The sequence below is a fragment of the Pseudomonas sp. GW823-FHT02C05 genome (genome assembly GCF_058797595.1).
Window position 1 is genome coordinate 570,643 of record NZ_JBXAJU010000005.1, and the last position, 17,774, is coordinate 588,416.

Below are 17,774 nucleotides of genomic sequence, written 5' to 3' on the forward strand. Positions count from 1 at the left end.
CCGCAACGTTATTGAATGGATGATTCGCACATGGACGTACGCAAGCCTTTTGCCCAATGCATTGCCCTGTCGTTGTCGGGGATCCTGTTTCTCAACCCGATCGTCAGCGTGGCCGCAGGCCTGGCCCTGGACCCGGCCGCGGGGGGCAACGCCACCATCGGCGCGGCCGGCAATGGCGTACCCATCGTCAACATCAACGCCGCCAACGGCGCCGGCTTGTCCCACAACAAGTTCAGCGAATACAACGTCGGCAGCAACGGCCTGATCCTCAATAACGGTACCGGCTCGACCCAGAACACTCAGCTGGGCGGCTACATCATGGGCAACCCCAACCTCAAGGGGCAGGCGGCCCAGGTCATTCTCAACGAAGTCACCGGCAGCAATCGCAGCAAGCTGGCGGGCTATACCGAAGTGGCCGGGCAGTCGGCCCGGGTGATCGTCGCCAACCCCCATGGCATCACCTGCAACGGCTGCGGCTTCATCAACACCCCACGGGCCACCCTGACCACCGGCAAGCCGGTGATCGAAGGGCAGAAACTCGATCGCTTCCAGGTCGATGGCGGCGACATCAGCATCGAAGGCGCCGGCCTCAACGCCAGCAACATCGACCAGTTCGACCTGATCACCCGCAGTACCAAGCTCAATGCCGACCTGTACGCCAAGAAGCTCAACGTCATCACCGGGCGCAACGACGTCAAGGCCGATGACCTGAGCGTCACGGCCCGGGATGCCGACGCCAGCGCCAAGCCGGAACTGGCCATCGACAGCTCGGCCCTGGGCGGCATGTACGCCGGGGCGATCCGCCTGGTGGGCACGGAAAAGGGCGTGGGGGTGAACATGTCCGGGGAAATGGCGGCCAGCACCGGTGATATCCAGATCGACGCCAACGGCAAGGTCACGGTCGCCGGCATGGGCGCCAACCAGGCCATCGCCATCAAGGCCCAGAGCATCGAGCTCAAGGGCAAGGCCTACGCCGGCACCGAGGCGACCCTGCAGGCCGCCGAGCAGATCCAGGTGCAGACCAGCCTGGCGGCCCGGGACCGGGTCCAGGTGGTGGACGCCGCGCAGGTGGTCAACCACGGCATCATCGAAGCCGGAGTCAACACCGACAACAGCCGCAACGATCACGGCGAGGTCAAGCTGACCGCCGGCACCCTGGAGAACCGCGGCAACGTACTGGCCAGCCGCAACCTGGAGCTGACCGCGCGCCAGGCCCTGAACAACCAGAACGGGGTGATTCAGGGGCCCAAGGTCGAGGTCAAGACCGCGCGCCTGGTCAACCAGGGCGCACAGGCCCGGGTGCTGGCACAGCACGAGCTGGTGCTGACCACCCCGGCCATCGCCAACCTGGGCGGCCTGATCCGCTTTGGCGAGCAGCAGGCCGCGACGCTCACTCTGGATAGCCTGAACAACAACGGCGGGCGCCTGGAAGTGGCAGGCGCCGACCTGACCCTCAAGGCCCGCGAAGTGAGCAACCAGAAAGGCTCGATGATTGCCGACCGGGTAGAGATCAGCGCCGGGCGGCTGGACAACCAGCAGGGCCTGATCGGGGCCAGCCAGGGCAGCGCCACCTTCAAGGTCAGCGAGCAGTTGAACAACAACGGTGGCCAGCTCCAGGCCCAGACCCTGCTGGAAACCCAGGGCGCAGAGTTGCTCAACCAGGGCGGCAAGCTGCTGGCCGACCAGATCAAGATCACTGGCACTCGCCTGGACAACAGCCAGAAGGGCCTGGTCAGCGCCGAGAAGGGCGAGTTGCAGGTGAGCCTCGCCCAGGACCTGATCAATGCGGGTGGCAAGCTCCAGGCCACATCGCTGCTCAGCCTCAAGTCCGCCAGCGTGGATAACCGCGCTGGCACCCTGGTTGCTCCGCAGCTGACCCTCACCAGCAGTGGCAAGCTCGATAACCAGGGCGGCACGGTGGATGCCACCGGGCTTGAGCTGCACACCGCGGACATCGACAACCAGGGCGGCCTGCTGCAAGGCAAGGACAACCTGCTGCTGGAAGCCCGGGACCTGGCCAACAACCAGGGCCAGGTGATCGGCAACGTACTGACTGCCAACCTCGACAGCCTCAGCCAGAACCAGGGCGGGGTACTCAGCGCCGAAGCCGGCCAGCTGACCCTGACGGTCAAGCAGCATCTGAACAACGCCCTGGGCCATTTGCAGGCCAAGAACGGCGATGTGCAGATCGGCTCCGGCAGCCTGAACAACCAGGGCGGCGTGGTGGTGGGCAATCAATTGCTGCTGACCAACAACGGCCTTTTGGACAACCGTGGCGGGCAACTGGTGGGCGACCGCCTGAGCCTGAGCACCCAGCGCCTGGACAACCAGGGCGCAGGCTTGCTGGCGGCGGGCAGCGACGGCTTGCTGCTGACCTTGACTGCCGACGGCGCCACCCCGGGGCAGTTGCTCAACAGCCAGGGGCGCCTGCAAAGCGACGGGCATCTGCAAGTCAACGGCGGCCAACTGAACAACAGTGGCGGGGTGATCCTCGGCGAGAGCGTCGGGATCAACGCTGCGGGCCTGGACAACAGCGCAAGGGGCGCAGTGGTGGCCAAGACCGGGGGGCTGCATGTGGCCCTCAACAACGGCGTATTTAACAACAGCGCCGGGGTCATCGACGCCGGTGACCAGGCACTCAAGGTCACCCAGCTGGCCCGTCTCGACAACCAGGGCGGCACCCTCAAGGGCAAGCGCCTGGAGGTCGATGGCGGCGCGCTGGACAACCGCCAGGGGCAACTGCTCGCTGGCAGCGATGGCCTGAACCTGGTGGCCGGGGGCCTGAACAACGCCGAAGGGATGATCCTGGCCCAGGGCGGCCATGGTGAGGTCACCCTGGGCCAGGGCAGCCTGGACAACCGTGGCGGCACCCTGCAGGGCGCGACCCTGGCGGTGACGGCCGGGGCTGTGGATAACAGTGCCCTGAACGGCAAGGCCGGCTTGATCAGCAGCCAGGCCGGCAACCTGAAGCTGGTGGTGGACCGCCTCACCAACCAGGCAGGCAAACTCTACGCCAACGGCCTGCTCAGCGCTTCCGGACAGACCCTGGACAACCGCTGGGGCGGCGAAATCAGCGCCCAGCAGTTGGACCTGACCACCGCGGCCAACCTCTACAACCAGGGCGGCCTGGTGGAGTCGGCCGGCTCGCTGCTGCTGGTGGGCGGCAACCTGGACAACAGCGCCGGCGGGCGAATCCGCGCCGTAGGCGGGGAGCAAAGCCGGGTCAGCCTGGGCGGCAGCCTGTACAACCAGGGCGGTAGCCTGGCCCTGGGCTCCAACGCCTTCAGCCTGAATGCGGGCAACCTGAACAACGTCGGCGGCAGCATCGAGCACGCTGGCAACGGCCTGTTCAAACTCGACCTGGGCGGGCTCTCGGGCCTCCAGGGACGCATCACCGGCCTGGGCCGGGGCGACTGGGACATCGGCTGGGTGGACCGCAGCGGGCTGATGCAGCTCAACGGCGCCCTGGACCTGAGCACCGGCGGCGATCTCAACCTCAGTGCCGGCGACCGTATCGCCAGCGCCAGCGGCCTGCGGGTGGGCGCCGCATCCCTGAACAACGCCGGGGAACTGGCCAGTGACGGCTACCTGACCCTGGACCTGGGTGGCAACCTGAACAACAGCGGCCTGCTGTCGTCCCGGGGCAAGCTCACGGTGGGCGCCAGCGACCTCAACCAGAACGGCGGTCGTATCGCCAGCGGCGGCGACACCGAGCTGAAACTGCGTGGCACCCTGGACAACCTGGGCCGGCTGATCGCCAGCCAGAACCTCTACGTGTCGGCGGGGCAGATCAACAACCGCGGCACCCTGGGCGCCCTGGGGCAGATGCAGCTGCGCTCCAGCAACGGCATCACCACCTCGGCCGACACCCTGATCTACAGCGGCGGCGACATGCTCCTGCGGGGCAACGGCCTGGCCAACAGCTACGGCGACATCTACAGCGCCGGCAACCTCAGCTTCGCCGCCCTCGACGGGGGCCGCGCGGCCCTGCTGAGCAACCGCTCCGGAACCATCGAAAGCGAGGGCGACATGAACCTCAACGTGGCGTTGCTGCAAAACGCCATGGACCAGTACCAGGTCGGCGAAACCATCACCCAGCGTAATATCGTGATCAACTGCACCGACTGTTCCGGCGATTACCACACCGCCACTTACATCGTTAACACCACCTACGAAGGCACCATGGGCGAGCACTCCGCTGGCGCCCGCCTGGTGTCCAACCGTGACCTGACCATCAATGCCGATACGGTGGAAAACGACCAGAGCCTGATCGCCGCCAACCGCGATGTCTCCATCACCGCCAACAACCTGTACAACCGGGGCCTGACCCTGAACAAACGGGTCGAGAGCATCAGCTATTTCCTGCACGGGGTTTCCAAGGGCGCGTTCCGCGCCGCCGAGCGCGCCACCATCGCCTGGAACGCCGCCAACGCCAATCGCGCGCCGGGCCAGCAGGACCCGCTGCCGACCGTGGTGACCCAGTACCCGATCTACGAACCCGCCAGCCACACGGTGATCACCCCGGGTTCCCAGAGCGCCTACGCCTCCACCCTGCAGGCCGGCCAGCGCCTGCACCTGCAGGTCAGCGGCACCCTTGAAAACGGTGTGCAGAGCGAACAGAGCCGCGCCCAGCTAACCGGGCAGACGCTGCAGAACAACCTGGCCCAGGTGGGCGGCCAGGTGATCACGGTCAATGCCCAGAGCTCCGCGGCGGCCAACCAGGTGGCCAAGGATGTGCAACGCATCGAGAAGGTCGGCGCCGACGGCACCACCCAGGTCAGCTTCGTCCCGGTGGATTTCTCCGGCGTGCCGTTCGCCGCCGTGGACCCGACCTCGCTGTCGAGCTTCCGCGTGCCTCAGGGCGAGTACGGCCTGTTCGTCAAGAGCCAGAACCCCCAGGGCCGCTACCTGATCGAGACCAACCCGACCTTCACCGACCTGTCGCGCTTCATGAGCTCGGACTACATGCTCGGCAACCTCAACTACAACACCGACCAGACTTGGCGCCGCCTGGGCGACGGCCTGTACGAGACCCGGCTGATTCGCGACGCAGTGCTGGCCCAGACCGGCCAGCGCTTCCTGGCGGCCGGGCTGACCAGCGACTACGACCAGTACCGCTACCTGATGGACAACGCCATCGCTTCCAAGGACCAGTTGAACCTGAGCATCGGCGTGTCCCTGACCCCGGCCCAGGTGGCCTCGCTGACCCATGACATCGTGTGGATGGAAACCCGCGAAGTGCAGGGTGAGAAAGTGCTGGTGCCGGTGCTCTACCTGGCCCAGGCGGAAACCCGCAACCTGCGCGGTGGCAGCCTGATACAGGGGCGCGACATGACCCTGATCGCCGGCGGCGACCTGACCAACGTCGGTACCCTGCGGGCCAGCAACGACCTGAGCGTGAATGCTGGCGGCAGCCTCTACCAGGGCGGCCTGATCGAGGCCAACGAGCGGGTCAGCCTGATGGCCCAGGACAGCGTGCGCAACGCCCTGGCCGGGGAAATCCGCGGCAACCAGGTCAGCGTCACCTCGATCAAGGGCGACATCATCAACGACCGCACCGCAGTGGCCGTCGGCTACGGCTCGGGCAATCGCACCATCCTCGACCAGGGCAGCCAGATCACCGCGCGCCAGCAGCTGGACCTCAGCGCCGGTCGCGACCTGACCAACCTCGGCCAGCTCGCCAGTGCCGGCGATGCCAAGCTCAGCGCCGGTCGCGACATCGACCTGCTGGCGGTGCAGGACCACACCTTCACCCAGAGCGCGATCCGTCGCGGCCTGGTGACCAACGACACGGTGCAGACCCTGGGCTCCAGCGTGACCACCGGCGGCAACCTGGAACTCAATGCCGGGCGCGACCTGGCGGTGGTAGCGAGCCAGGTCAGCGCCGGCAACGACCTGTCCCTCAATGCCAAGCGCGACATCGTCATCGCTTCGGCCCAGGACGAGCAGTCCTCGACCTTCTACCAGAAGAAGAAGGGTTCCTGGGGCAAGAGCAAGACCACCCGCAGCGCCGATTCCTCCACCACCAACGTGGCCTCCGAGATCAGCGCCGGGCACGACCTGATGGTCAACGTCAGCCAGGACAAGGACGGCCGTATCAGCCTCAACGGCGGACGCGACGTCACCGTGGTCGGCAGCCAGCTCAAGGCCGGCAACGACCTGCTGGTGGGCGCTACCCGGGACGTCAGCCTGGTCTCGGCCCAGGAGCAGCAGGACAGCGCCTACAGCCAGAAGAAGAAAGGCAGCTTCGGCCTGAGCAAGAGCGGCAACAGCCGCACCTCCAGCAGCACCACCCAGGTGGGCAGCGAGCTGAGTGCCGGCAATGACGCCGTGGTGATCGCCGGGACCAACGTCAACCTTTCGGCCAGTTCCATCGAAGCCAAGCGCGATGCCGAAGTGCGCGCCGGGCTGATCGACAAGAACGGCGACATCAACCTGATGGACGCGGCCAACACCTCCAGCAGCCAGAGCGACAAGTACAAGAGCAAGGTGGGGTTCTCCAGTTCCGGCAGTTTCACTTCGATTGCCTCCTCGAAGAAATCCGGCCAGGAAAACATTCAATCCCAGAGTGTCGGCAGCGTGGTCAGTGGCGGGCGTGACACCACCCTGCAGGCATCTCGTGACGTCAACATGATCGGCAGCACGGCCGCGGCCGAGCGCAACCTGAATGTGGGGGCGGGACGCGACATCAACGTCCTGGCCGGCAGCAACAGCTCGGACCAGAGCAACTGGAAGTCCGAGAAGCATGTGGGGCTGTCCCTGGAGAGCGATCGCAATGGCGTCACCGCGTTCCTGGGCAGCGAAGGCCTCAAGCAGAAATCGCGCAATGCCGAGCAGACCGTGGCGCCGAGCCAGTTGCTGGCCGGGCAGGATGCAACCATCAAGGCCGGACGTGACCTGACCCTGGAAGGCTCGCGAGTGGATGCCGGGCGTGATATCAACCTGCAGGCCGGGCGCGATATCAGCATCGACGCGGGCAAGGAAACCTCGATCGAGGAGCGCAGCAAGAGCCGTGACCGCAATGGCCTGACGGTCAATGTCAGCCACAACTACGGCAACACCATGGACGCCCTCAAGGGCACCGGCAAAGGCGAGGACAACACCAGCAAGGCCTCCAGCGTGCTGAGCACCGTGGATGCGATCAACCAGTTCACCTCGGGCCCGACCGCCGCGACCCATTTCGGTACGGCCAGCCAGTCCAGCAGCTCGCGCCAGGAAGTGCACAGCAACAGCCCTGCCAGCCTGGGGGCCGGGCGGGATATCAGCGCCGTGGCCGGCAATGACATCAACATTCGCGGTGGTCAGTTCGACGCCGGGCGCGACATCACCCTGGTGGGCCGTGACATCAATGTGGATGTGGCCCGCGGTTCGGTCTCCGAAGAGAGCAAGACCGCCCGCAGCCAGGGCGGCATCAATGGCCAGAGCGGCGGTGGCAGCGCCCGTGCCGGTATTGGTGGCAGCAACGGTGTGGCCAGCGAGCAGATGAACCAGGGCACCAACACCCCGTCGGTATTCCTCGCCGGGCGTGATGTCAGCCTTGAAGCGCGCAACAACCTGACCCTGATCGGAACCCAGGTCCAGGCCGGGCGCGATATCGACCTGGGCGCCGGTAACGACCTGACCATCCGCGCCGCGCAGAACGATTCCAGCAGCGAGTCCAGCCGCCACAGCGGCGGTGGTGAAGTGGGCCTGGCCGTGGGCGGCAAGGACTTCATCTCGGTCTACGCCAGCGTCGACATGGGCAAGGGCCAGTTGGACCGGGACAACCAGCGGCAGCAGAACGCCAATCTGGTAGCCGGCGACCAGCTGCGCTTCAGCAGTGGCAAGGACACCACCATCGCCGGCGCCACCCTGCACGGTGGTGAGGTCATCGGCCGGGTTGGCGGTGACCTGACCGTGTCCTCGGTGCCGGATACCGGCAAGGTCAGCGGCAAGGAAATGGATGCCAGTGTCACCGTGAGCATCGGCCTGGGCGGCGGTGGCAGCGTCAGCGGTTCCCTGGGCATGGGCAAGACCACCGGCAAGACCAACTGGGTCCAGGAGCAGACCAGCATCACCGGCAAGAACGGAGTGGACATCCGCACCGAGAAGCACACCCAGCTCGACGGCGCGCTGGTCGCCGCCGACAACGGCAACCTCAAGCTGGACACCGGCACCCTGGGCTTCCGCGATATCTCCGGCCAGGACAAGGAGCACAGCTACTACGTCAATGCGGGCGGCACCTTTGGCTGGGGCGGCGGCGATGGCGCCAAGGCCACCGGCGGCAAGGACGTGGCCTTCACCACGGACAAGAGCCAGGAAGGCAAGGGCAAGACCGGGGCGTCCGGCTGGAGCGTCAGCGGCTATGACTACCGCAAGGAGCGCGAGCAGGAAGTGCGCGCCACAGTGGGCGCGGGCACCATCACCGTGCGCAACGACGCCAAGACTGGCGCCGACTCCACTGCGGGCCTGAACCGCGATGTGTCCCTGGCCTATGAAATCACCAAGGACAAGGAAAAGCGTACCGACCTGTATGTGTCCCAGTCGTCCCTGGAGTCGGTGAACCACCCGATTCAGACCCTGAACCAGTGGAAGGAGGGGATGAAGAACTATGGCAAGAATGCCTCGGGTATCTTCACCCAGTTTGGCGACCTGAGTAAGGCGGCGGACCAGGTGGTGGCCGACAACCCGTCGTTGCTGCCGCTGGCCTGGATTCCCGGGCTCCTGGAAACCGTGCTCGACAAGGCTGGCAAGTACACCGGTGGCATCATGCCCGGCGTCGAGAACCATGGTGGCCTGATCACCCAGGTGCCGGCCTTGATCACGGGTGACATGCGCTTCTACCGGGTTGAGACCAAGTACCAGTACGAGTCCGACGGCAAGACCATCAAGGTGGATCCGTTGTCCGGCAAACCGATGATCGAGAACGTGCAGAAGCTGATGGAGATCGAGCGTCCCGATGGTGATGGTGCAGTGTTCACCAACGGCATCCAGAACTCGCTGATGGCGGCATTGGTCAACGGTGCGATGCAGACCGGCTCCGATTCCTTCATGCAGGCCTACAACCCCGAGCACGGGATTCTCGGCGACTTGGTCGAGTCGCTGTGGGATGTGGCGCTGGGCGGGACGGTACGCTCTGGTAACGCCCAGCAGCTGCACGATTTCTTCCAGGCCGGGATCAAGGATGAGTACAAGCTGGACGTTGCCGGCCACAGCCAGGGCGGTCTGTTGACCTACCGGGCGATTTCCGGCCTGGATTTCAACCTCAATGGCCAGGTCGGGAGCATCCAGTTGTCGGGCGCCCCAGTGGGTTCCAAGAGCTTCTTTGAAGCCGCCGATGCCGCCGGATTCGATATCGGCAACGGCGCCTTCTTCCAGGTCAACCGTCCGGGGTCGAAGACCTTTTTCGGCATGTTGCCGGTCACCGATACCGTGTCGGATCTGCTGGGGCAGAACTTCACGCACTCGTCCGACCCGGTGGCTCGTTTCTTCGGTTCGCTGGCGACCAGCACCTCGTTGATGGGAGTGGATAGCCCGCACTCGAACTACCTGTGTGTTGCCAAGGGCATGTGCGGTGATGCGCCCAATGCGCTGCAGGACCAGTTCAAGAAGAATCCCCGGTACATTGAACCTACGTTCATCGATGCCAATGGCAAGGACACTATCCGCAGATGAGGGGGAGTCCAAGTGTGGTGGTGGGGCTGGCATTGCTGCTCGGGGGATGCCTGAACCTCCCCGCCAAGCCGCAGGAGCGACGCACCGAGCAGCGCATGTTGTGTAGCGAAGGGGCCAAGCGGGTGACCTTGCCCCAGCGTTTCTCCTTCGACCTGCCTGAACCGTTCCGGCACACAGAATGCGGTACGCTCATGGGCGGTTTCTACTACGACAGAATCAGCGACAGCCTGTCTGTCGCTACCGAGGGGACCTTCGCCTATGGCGATGTCCAGGTATCGGCGTCTTCGCTGTACATGAAGGTCAGCAGTTTTCTCGACGGTGAGGGTTATGGGCTGATGTATCCCCACGACGCCTTTCTCCAGGGCAAGCTGGCTGCATTGGCTTTGCCCGGCAGTGGTGCCAAACCCCGTGAAGTGGATTGGGTCACCCGGGGCAGCTACCAGTGCCTGCGTTTCTATGAGCGCTGGCAGGGGGCTGCAGTGGGGCTCTGGGAGGATGAGGTCAGGTATTGGTGCTGGGAAGGGGAAAGCGGCCTTACTCAACCGTTCTATGTACATGCCGGGCAACGTCTGGCTTTGGGCGCCAAGGGTTACGATCTGGATCGGACCTTTATCCTGCCGTTCTTTGACAGCTTGCAGATCAAGCGTCTGACACCTTCGGCTCTGGCTCAGGCACAAAGCCGGCTCCAGGCTGTTTGTGCCCGCGGCAAGGCTCGTTATGACCGGGGAAGCGCCTGGGGCAGCGACTACCCCGACAAGCGCCTGACCCTGACCCGCCTGCACTACTGCGGCTACGATGTGCCGCTGCCCGACCTTTCGGCCCCGGCGCCCGGGGCCAAAGCCGACTGAACCTTCGCCTGTCACAACACTCCAGTACCCTGTAAGCCCGCGTCCTCACGGCGCCTGCCACTATTCCTCAGGGGTGAAGGCTGGCAGACTGCCGGTCTTTTCCCCGCTGTCTGTCTTGAGGCTATATGCCAGCGTTTTCACAGCGTCATCTGTTGTTCATCAGTTGGATCATCATTTTCGGTGGCCTGTTGCTGGCCTTGCCCCTGCGTCTGCTGCCCAGCCTGCTGGCCGGGTTGCTGGTGTTCGAGCTGGTCAACATGCTCACCCCGCAACTGCAGCGGCTGATCGAAGGCCGGCGTGCGCGCTGGCTGGCGGTGGCCTTGCTGGGCACCCTGGTGGTCAGCCTGCTGACCCTACTGTTCGCCGGGGCCATCAGCTTCCTGTTGCATGAGGCGGAGAACCCGGGTGCCTCGCTGGGCAAGTTCATGGTGGTGGTGGACAAGGCCCGGGGCCAGTTGCCGCCGTTCCTCGATTCCTACCTGCCGGCCAGCGCCGCCGAGTTCCAGGCTGCCATCGGTGCCTGGGCCAGCAAGCACCTGAGCGAGTTGCAACTGGTGGGCAAGGACGCGGCGCACATGTTCGTGACCCTGCTGATCGGCATGGTCCTGGGGGCGATCATTGCCCTGCAGCGGGTCCCCGACCTGACCAAGCGCAAGCCTCTGGCGGCGGCGCTGTTCGACCGTCTGCACCTGCTGGTCCAGGCGTTTCGCAACATCGTCTTCGCCCAGATCAAGATCTCCCTGCTCAACACCTTCTTCACCGGGATCTTCCTGGCGCTGATCCTGCCGCTGTTCGGGGTCAAGCTGCCGCTGACCAAGACCCTGATCGTGCTGACCTTCCTGCTGGGCCTGCTGCCGGTGATCGGCAACCTGATTTCCAACACACTGATCACCATCGTCGGCCTGTCGCTGTCGATCTGGGTGGCGGTGGCGGCGCTGGGCTACCTGATCTTTATCCACAAGCTGGAATACTTCCTCAACGCGCGGATCGTTGGCGGGCAGATCAGTGCCAAGTCCTGGGAGCTGCTGCTGGCGATGCTGGTGTTCGAGGCCGCCTTCGGCCTGCCCGGGGTGGTGGCGGGGCCGATCTATTACGCGTACCTGAAGAGCGAGTTGAAGCTGGCGGGATTGGTGTGAATCTTGTTCGCCGGCCCGCCGGCTCCTACAGAACCTTGTAGGAGCCGGCGGGCCGGCGAAGCTGTTTCAGCCGTAACGCTTCTTGGCCTCGATGGCCAGGCCGCTGCCGATGCTACCGAAGATATTGCCTTCCACATGCCGGGCATTGGGCAGCATCGCCGCCACGCTCTGGCGCAGCGCCGGAATGCCGCTGGAACCACCGGTGAAGAACACCGTATCGACCTGGCCCACACCGACATTGGCGTCGCTCAGCAACTGGGTGACGCTGGTGCGGATGCGCTCCAGCAAACCGTCGATGGAGGATTCGAACAGGGCCCGGCTCAGATCCACGCTGAGCTCGCGCTCGATCCGGTCCAGGGCCACCAGGCGGTTTTCTGCGTGGGTCAGCTGGATCTTGGTCTCTTCCACTTCCATGGCCAGCCAGTGCCCGGCGCGCTGTTCGATCAGCTTGAACAGGCGGTCGATGCCGCCGGTGTCCTCGATGTCATAGCGCATGCTGCCCAGGGCCAGCTGGGATTTCTGCGAGTACACCGAGTTGATGGTGTGCCAGGTCGCCAGGTTCATGTGGTGGCTGGTGGGCATGTAGGCGCCGCTCTTCATCCGGCTGCCGTAGCCGAACAGCGGCATCACGCCCTGGAGGCTCAGTTGCTTGTCGAAGTCGGTACCGCCGACGTGCACGCCGCCGGTGGCGAGGATGTCGTCGTGGCGGTTATCGACGCCACGGCGCTCGGGGGACAGGCGCACCAGGGAGAAGTCCGAGGTACCACCGCCGATGTCGACGATCAGCACCAGCTCTTCGCGCTCGATGGTGGATTCGTAGTCGAAGGCCGCGGCGATGGGTTCGTACTGGAAGGACACGTGCTTGAAGCCGATCTTGCGGGCCACTTCCACCAGGGTGTCTTCGGCTTCCTGGTCGGCGGCGGCGTCGTCATCGACGAAGAACACCGGGCGCCCCAGCACCACTTCTTCGAATTCCCGACCGGCGGCGGCTTCGGCGCGGCTTTTCAGTTGGCCGATGAACAGCCCCAAGAGGTCCTTGAACGGCATGGCAGTGCCCAGCACGCTGGTGTCGTGCTTGATCAGCTTGGAACCCAGCAGGCTCTTGAGCGAGCGCATCAGCCGGCCTTCGTAGCCTTCCAGGTACTCGTGCAGCGCCAGGCGGCCGTACACCGGACGGCGTTCCTCGATATTGAAGAACACCACCGAAGGCAGGGTGATCTTGTCGTCCTCCAGGGTGATCAGCGTCTCCTCGCCGGGGCGCAGCCAGCCGACGGTGGAGTTGGAGGTACCGAAGTCAATGCCGCAGGCACGGGCCGGGGTGGCGTTGTTCATGTCTTTGGATCCGGTGAAAAAAACGGCCGCGCAGCGTACGCCAGTCCTCGCGCCTTGCAAAGGCCGACTATCTGCTAAATCACCCCCTGTCGTGCCTTGAAAGACTATCCTTTACCCCCAAACTTGCAGGCATGGGCCGCGCAGCCACCTGGGATCACAAGATCCGCCCGAGGCTGCCGATAAACTTCTGATGCGCCGTTCAGTCAGAGAATTGAGATTGATCAATTCTCATGCTGCCAGACCGAGCATGCTGTGCTGCACGCCGCGCGACTTTGATAACGGATGGTGATTCCCTCGATGGACTTCAAAGACTATTACAAGATTCTCGGCGTGGAGCCGACAGCGGACGACAAGGCGATCAAGGCCGCCTATCGCAAGCTGGCGCGCAAGTACCACCCCGACGTCAGTAAGGAAAAGGATGCCGAGGCCAAGTTCAAGGACGCCTCGGAAGCCTATGAAGCGCTGAAAAGCGCCGACAAGCGCGCCGAGTACGATGACCTGCGCAAGTACGGCCAGCATGGCCAGCCCTTCCAGGGCCCGCCGGGCTGGCAGAGCCGTGGCGGTTTTGGCGGCGGCGAGGACGGTGGCGATTTCTCGGACTTCTTCAGTTCGATCTTTGGTAACCGGGGGCCAGGATTCGGCGGCCCGGAGCAGCGCCGCAGCAGCGGTCGTCGTGGACAGGATGTGGAAATGGAACTGCCGATCTTTCTTGAAGAAACCCTGTCCACCGAGTCGAAGAAGATCAGCTTCCAGGTGCCGCAGTACAACGCCAATGGCCAACACGTCAGCAACACCAGCAAGAGCCTGAACGTGAAGATTCCGGCAGGTGTCACCGACGGCGAGCGCATCCGCCTCAAGGGCCAGGGCGCGCCCGGCGTGGGCGGCGGCGCGAATGGCGACCTGTACCTGACCATTCGCTTCGCGCCGCATCCCAAGTTCGATGTCGAAGGCGAGAACCTGATCATCACCCTGCCACTGGCCCCCTGGGAGCTGGCGCTGGGGACCGAGGTCGCGGTACCGACCCTGACCGGCAAGATCAACCTCAAGGTTCCGGCCGGCAGCCAGAATGGCCAGCGCATGCGCGCCAAGGGCCATGGCCTGCTGAACAAGGCCGGCCAGCGCGGCTACCTGTTCGTGCAACTCAAGGCGGTCATGCCCAAGCAGGCGGGCGACGACGTCAAGGCCTTGTGGCAGGAGCTGGCGAAGAAGGCAGCGTTCGACCCCCGGGAAAATTTCTGATTCGACACTAGGAGGCGCTGATCATGAGCACCCTGATCGTTCAGCTGGACATGGAAGAGTTCTGTGAAGTGGCCGACCTGTCGGCGGCCTACGTGATCGAAATCGTCGAGCACGGCATCCTCGAACCTCAGGGCCGGGCGCCCAAGGACTGGCGCTTCAACGACTATGAGCTGTCCCTGGCCAAGCGCGCGGCGAAGTTGCGCCGCGACCTGGACCTGGAATGGGAAGGCGTGGCCTTGGCCCTGGACCTGCTGGACGAAGTGCGGCAACTGCGCGCCGAGAACCAGATGCTCAAACAGCGCCTGGGCCGCCTGCTGGTGGACTGAGGGTGTGTAGGCCTGTAGCCGCTGCCGAGCGCTAGCGAGGCTGCGACCGGGCGCGCAGCGCCCGTATAACCAGGCGACTGCGGTGTGTCAGGAAAACGCGGGTTGCGAGGACTGCGTCCTCGTTCGCAGCTTCGCTGGCGCTCAGCAGCGGCTACAAAACGATACAAACGGCACAAACGATACAAACGCACTAGCGGTTACAAAGCGCCTCAGGCACTGGCGCGGGAGACGCGCGGCAGGACCACGGTGAAGGTGGTGCCATCGCTGGCGTTGGAGCTGACTTCGATGCTGCCCTGGTGGGCAACCACCACTTCCTTGACGATGAACAGCCCCAGGCCAAGGCTGGTGCTGGGGTTGCCCAGTTCTTCGTCGACGCTGCGCACCAACGGGTCGAACAGGGTGCCCAGGGCCTCCGGGGGGATCGGCGTGCCGTAGTTGTGCACGGTCAACAGCACCTGTTCCGCGCCACCGGTGATGGTCACGGTCACGGTGCGGCGGTTGTTGCCGTGCTGCAGGGCGTTGCCGATCAGGTTCTGCAGCATCTGCTCGATGCGCCCGCGGTCCCAGATGCCATGGCTGTCGCCCTCGAAGCTCATCAGCGGGGTGCAATCGGGCTGCCCGGCGCAGGCTTCGTCCATGGCCGCCTTGGCCGCGCTGGCCAGGTCCATGGGCGCAGGTTCGATAGGCAGGCTGCTGCCCAGGCGGCTGCGCACGAACTCCAGCAGGTCGCTGACCATGGCGCCCATGTGCCGGGTGCCGCTCTTGATACGTGAAACGAAGGCCTGGGCGTCGCCGTCCAGGGCGACTTTGCGTGCCAGCATTTCAGTGGACATGCTCACTGCCTGCAACGGCGCCCGCAGGTCGTGGCCAAGAATTGCCAGGAAGATATCCCGCGAGCGGCTGACCTGTTCGGCATAGGCCGCGGTGGACTCGGCCAGGGCTTCATCAATGGCTTCGTTGAAACGGATCATGTCCTGCAGGTAGGCCAGGTCCGGTGTCTGCAGGCTGGCCACCCACAGGCGGATCACGCAGGCTCGCAGGTGGCGGAATTCCGAGGTCATCTGCACCAGGTCGAACCCCACGTGATGGCGCAGCTCGCCATGGCTGGCGGCGGCGGCATCCAGGCTGGGGGTTTTTTCCGGGCCTTCGCCCTTGGCCTTGGCCCTTTGTTCCCCGGGGCTCTGGGCGGTGCACATATCCCGGGCGGCGGCCAGCAGGATGGAGCGCGCGTGGTCACGCAGGTCCGTGCGGGTCAGGGAGTCCTGGGCGAGGCTCCTGGCAAATTGTTCCCATTCATCAACGATTCGATCAACGTGCTGCACGATAAAATCGGACAGGCGCATAGCCGGGCACCTTACTGGGCAGTGAGTGGAAAACCGAGACGCATCTTAGCGCCTAATCGAACATTTCAGCAGCCACTCTGCCCAGTGGTGGACCGGCCCTAGAACAGGAAGTAGCGCTGGGCCATGGGCAGCACGTCCGCCGGTTCGCACCACAGCAGGACGCCATCAGCCTTGACCTGATAGGTCTGCGGGTCGACTTCGATATCCGGCAGGTAGTCGTTGTGGATCAGGTCGGTTTTCTGCACGTTGCGACAGCCCTTGACCACGGCGATGCGTTTTTTCAGCCCCAACTGCTCCGGCACCCCGGCCTCCAGTGCGGCCTGGCTGATGAAGGTCAGGCTGGTGGCATGACGGCTGCCGCCGAAGCTGGCGAACATCGGCCGGTAGTGCACCGGCTGCGGGGTCGGGATCGAGGCGTTGGCGTCGCCCATCAGGCTGGCGGCAATGGCCCCGCCCTTGAGGATCAGGGTCGGCTTGACCCCGAAGAACGCCGGGCGCCAGAGCACCAGGTCGGCCCACTTGCCCACTTCGACGGAGCCCACCTCATGGCTGATGCCGTGGGTGATCGCCGGGTTGATGGTGTACTTGGCAATGTAGCGCTTGACCCGGAAGTTGCTGTTGCCCGGGCCATCCCCCGGCAGCGGGCCGCGCTGCTTGTGCATCTTGTCGGCGGTCTGCCAGGTGCGGGTAACCACTTCGCCGACCCGGCCCATGGCCTGGCTGTCGGAGCTGATCATGGAGAAGGCCCCGAGGTCGTGGAGGATGTCCTCGGCGGCAATGGTCTCCCGGCGGATGCGGCTTTCGGCGAAGGCCACGTCCTCGGCGATGCTCGGGTCCAGGTGATGGCAGACCATCAGCATGTCCAGGTGTTCGTCGATGGTGTTGCGGGTGAAGGGCCGGGTCGGGTTGGTGGAGCTGGGCAGCACGTTGGCCAGGCCGCAGGCCTTGATGATGTCCGGGGCATGGCCGCCGCCGGCACCTTCGGTGTGGTAGGTATGGATGGTCCGTCCCTTGAAGGCGCCGAGGGTGGTTTCGACGAAGCCGGACTCGTTCAGGGTGTCGGTGTGGATTGCCACCTGCACGTCGTATTCATCGGCCACGCTCAGGCAGTTGTCGATGCTGGCCGGAGTGCTGCCCCAGTCCTCGTGCAGCTTGAGGCCGATGGCCCCAGCCTTGACCTGTTCGATCAGCGGCTCGGGCAGGCTGGCGTTGCCCTTGCCGGTAAAGCCGATGTTCATGGCGAAGGCGTCCGCCGCCTGGAGCATGCGCGCCATGTGCCAGGGCCCGGAGGTGCAGGTGGTGGCGTTGGTCCCGGTGGCAGGTCCCGTGCCGCCACCGATCATGGTGGTGACGCCGCTCATCAGCGCCTCTTCGATCTGCTGCGGGCAGATGAAGTGGATATGGGTGTCGATGCCGCCGGCGGTGAGGATCATGCCCTCACCGGCGATGACCTCGGTGCTGGCGCCGATGGCGATGTTCACGTCGGGCTGGATGTCCGGATTGCCGGCCTTGCCGATGGCGGCGATGCGCCCGTCCTTGAGGCCGACGTCGGCCTTGACGATGCCCCAGTGGTCGATGATCAGGGCGTTTGTGATCAGGGTGTCCACCACCTCGGCGGCCAGCAACTGACTCTGGCCCATACCGTCACGGATCACCTTGCCGCCGCCGAACTTCACTTCTTCACCGTAGGTGGTGAAATCCTTCTCCACTTCGATCCACAGCTCGGTGTCGGCCAGCCGCACCTTGTCGCCCACGGTGGGGCCGAACATGTCGGCGTAGGCTTCACGGGAAATCTTCATCGCAGCTCCTTACAAAAACAGGTCTTGCAGGAGCCGGCTTGCCGGCGAAGGGGCCCGAAAGACTGCATTCGCCGGCAAGTTGGCTCCTACGTGCGTA

8 protein-coding genes are annotated in these 17,774 nt (G+C 64.7%); 5 read left to right on the forward strand and 3 right to left on the reverse strand.

Annotation, left to right across the window (positions count from 1 at the left end; all coding sequences use genetic code 11):
• Positions 1–15 precede the first annotated feature (15 nt).
• The 3 genes from AC1RGE_RS27745 (at position 16) to AC1RGE_RS27755 (ending at position 11,638) form a co-directional block, all read left to right on the forward strand.
• The gene (locus tag AC1RGE_RS27745; RefSeq protein WP_492585378.1) at positions 16–9,654 is read left to right on the forward strand and encodes a hemagglutinin repeat-containing protein; all 9,639 of its coding nucleotides are present in this window, start codon (positions 16–18) and stop codon (positions 9,652–9,654) included.
• The gene (locus AC1RGE_RS27750; protein WP_492585380.1) at positions 9,651–10,502 is read left to right on the forward strand and encodes a hypothetical protein; all 852 of its coding nucleotides are present in this window, start codon (positions 9,651–9,653) and stop codon (positions 10,500–10,502) included. The genes AC1RGE_RS27745 and AC1RGE_RS27750 overlap by 4 nt, the downstream gene beginning before the upstream one ends.
• 125 nt (positions 10,503–10,627) lie before the next feature.
• The gene (locus AC1RGE_RS27755) at positions 10,628–11,638 is read left to right on the forward strand and encodes an AI-2E family transporter (RefSeq protein WP_011058994.1); all 1,011 of its coding nucleotides are present in this window, start codon (positions 10,628–10,630) and stop codon (positions 11,636–11,638) included.
• Positions 11,639–11,704: 66 nt separating this feature from the next.
• On the opposite strand, the gene AC1RGE_RS27760 is transcribed toward AC1RGE_RS27755, so the two are convergent.
• Positions 11,705–12,970 carry an Hsp70 family protein gene (locus AC1RGE_RS27760; protein ID WP_401261754.1) on the reverse strand — a complete coding sequence of 422 codons (1,266 nt, stop codon included), beginning with the start codon at positions 12,968–12,970 and terminating at the stop codon, positions 11,705–11,707.
• Between the two features lie 297 nt (positions 12,971–13,267).
• On the opposite strand from AC1RGE_RS27760, the gene AC1RGE_RS27765 reads away from it, so the two are divergent.
• On the forward strand, positions 13,268–14,209 hold the full coding sequence (locus tag AC1RGE_RS27765) for a DnaJ C-terminal domain-containing protein (protein ID WP_011058996.1): 942 nt from the start codon (positions 13,268–13,270) through the stop codon (positions 14,207–14,209).
• Positions 14,210–14,232: 23 nt separating this feature from the next.
• Positions 14,233–14,535: a chaperone modulator CbpM gene (locus tag AC1RGE_RS27770; RefSeq protein WP_011058997.1), complete on the forward strand. Its 303-nt coding sequence runs from the start codon at positions 14,233–14,235 to the stop codon at positions 14,533–14,535.
• 209 nt (positions 14,536–14,744) lie between these two features.
• Here AC1RGE_RS27770 and AC1RGE_RS27775 read toward each other — a convergent pair whose 3' ends face one another.
• Positions 14,745–15,878 carry a sensor histidine kinase gene (locus tag AC1RGE_RS27775; protein WP_011058998.1) on the reverse strand — a complete coding sequence of 378 codons (1,134 nt, stop codon included), beginning with the start codon at positions 15,876–15,878 and terminating at the stop codon, positions 14,745–14,747.
• 98 nt (positions 15,879–15,976) lie between these two features.
• The gene (ureC, locus tag AC1RGE_RS27780) at positions 15,977–17,677 is read right to left on the reverse strand and encodes an urease subunit alpha (RefSeq protein WP_011058999.1); all 1,701 of its coding nucleotides are present in this window, start codon (positions 17,675–17,677) and stop codon (positions 15,977–15,979) included.
• Positions 17,678–17,774: the final 97 nt, after the last annotated feature.

Coding starts and splice junctions, on each gene's coding strand:
- AC1RGE_RS27750 (WP_492585380.1), top strand. CDS start 9,651: ATGAGGGGGAGTCCAAGTGTGGTGGTGGGGCTGGCATTGCTGCTCGGG.
- ureC (WP_011058999.1), bottom strand. CDS start 17,677: ATGAAGATTTCCCGTGAAGCCTACGCCGACATGTTCGGCCCCACCGTG.
- AC1RGE_RS27745 (WP_492585378.1), top strand. CDS start 16: ATGGATGATTCGCACATGGACGTACGCAAGCCTTTTGCCCAATGCATT.
- AC1RGE_RS27760 (WP_401261754.1), bottom strand. CDS start 12,970: ATGAACAACGCCACCCCGGCCCGTGCCTGCGGCATTGACTTCGGTACC.
- AC1RGE_RS27770 (WP_011058997.1), top strand. CDS start 14,233: ATGAGCACCCTGATCGTTCAGCTGGACATGGAAGAGTTCTGTGAAGTG.
- AC1RGE_RS27775 (WP_011058998.1), bottom strand. CDS start 15,878: ATGCGCCTGTCCGATTTTATCGTGCAGCACGTTGATCGAATCGTTGAT.
- AC1RGE_RS27755 (WP_011058994.1), top strand. CDS start 10,628: ATGCCAGCGTTTTCACAGCGTCATCTGTTGTTCATCAGTTGGATCATC.
- AC1RGE_RS27765 (WP_011058996.1), top strand. CDS start 13,268: ATGGACTTCAAAGACTATTACAAGATTCTCGGCGTGGAGCCGACAGCG.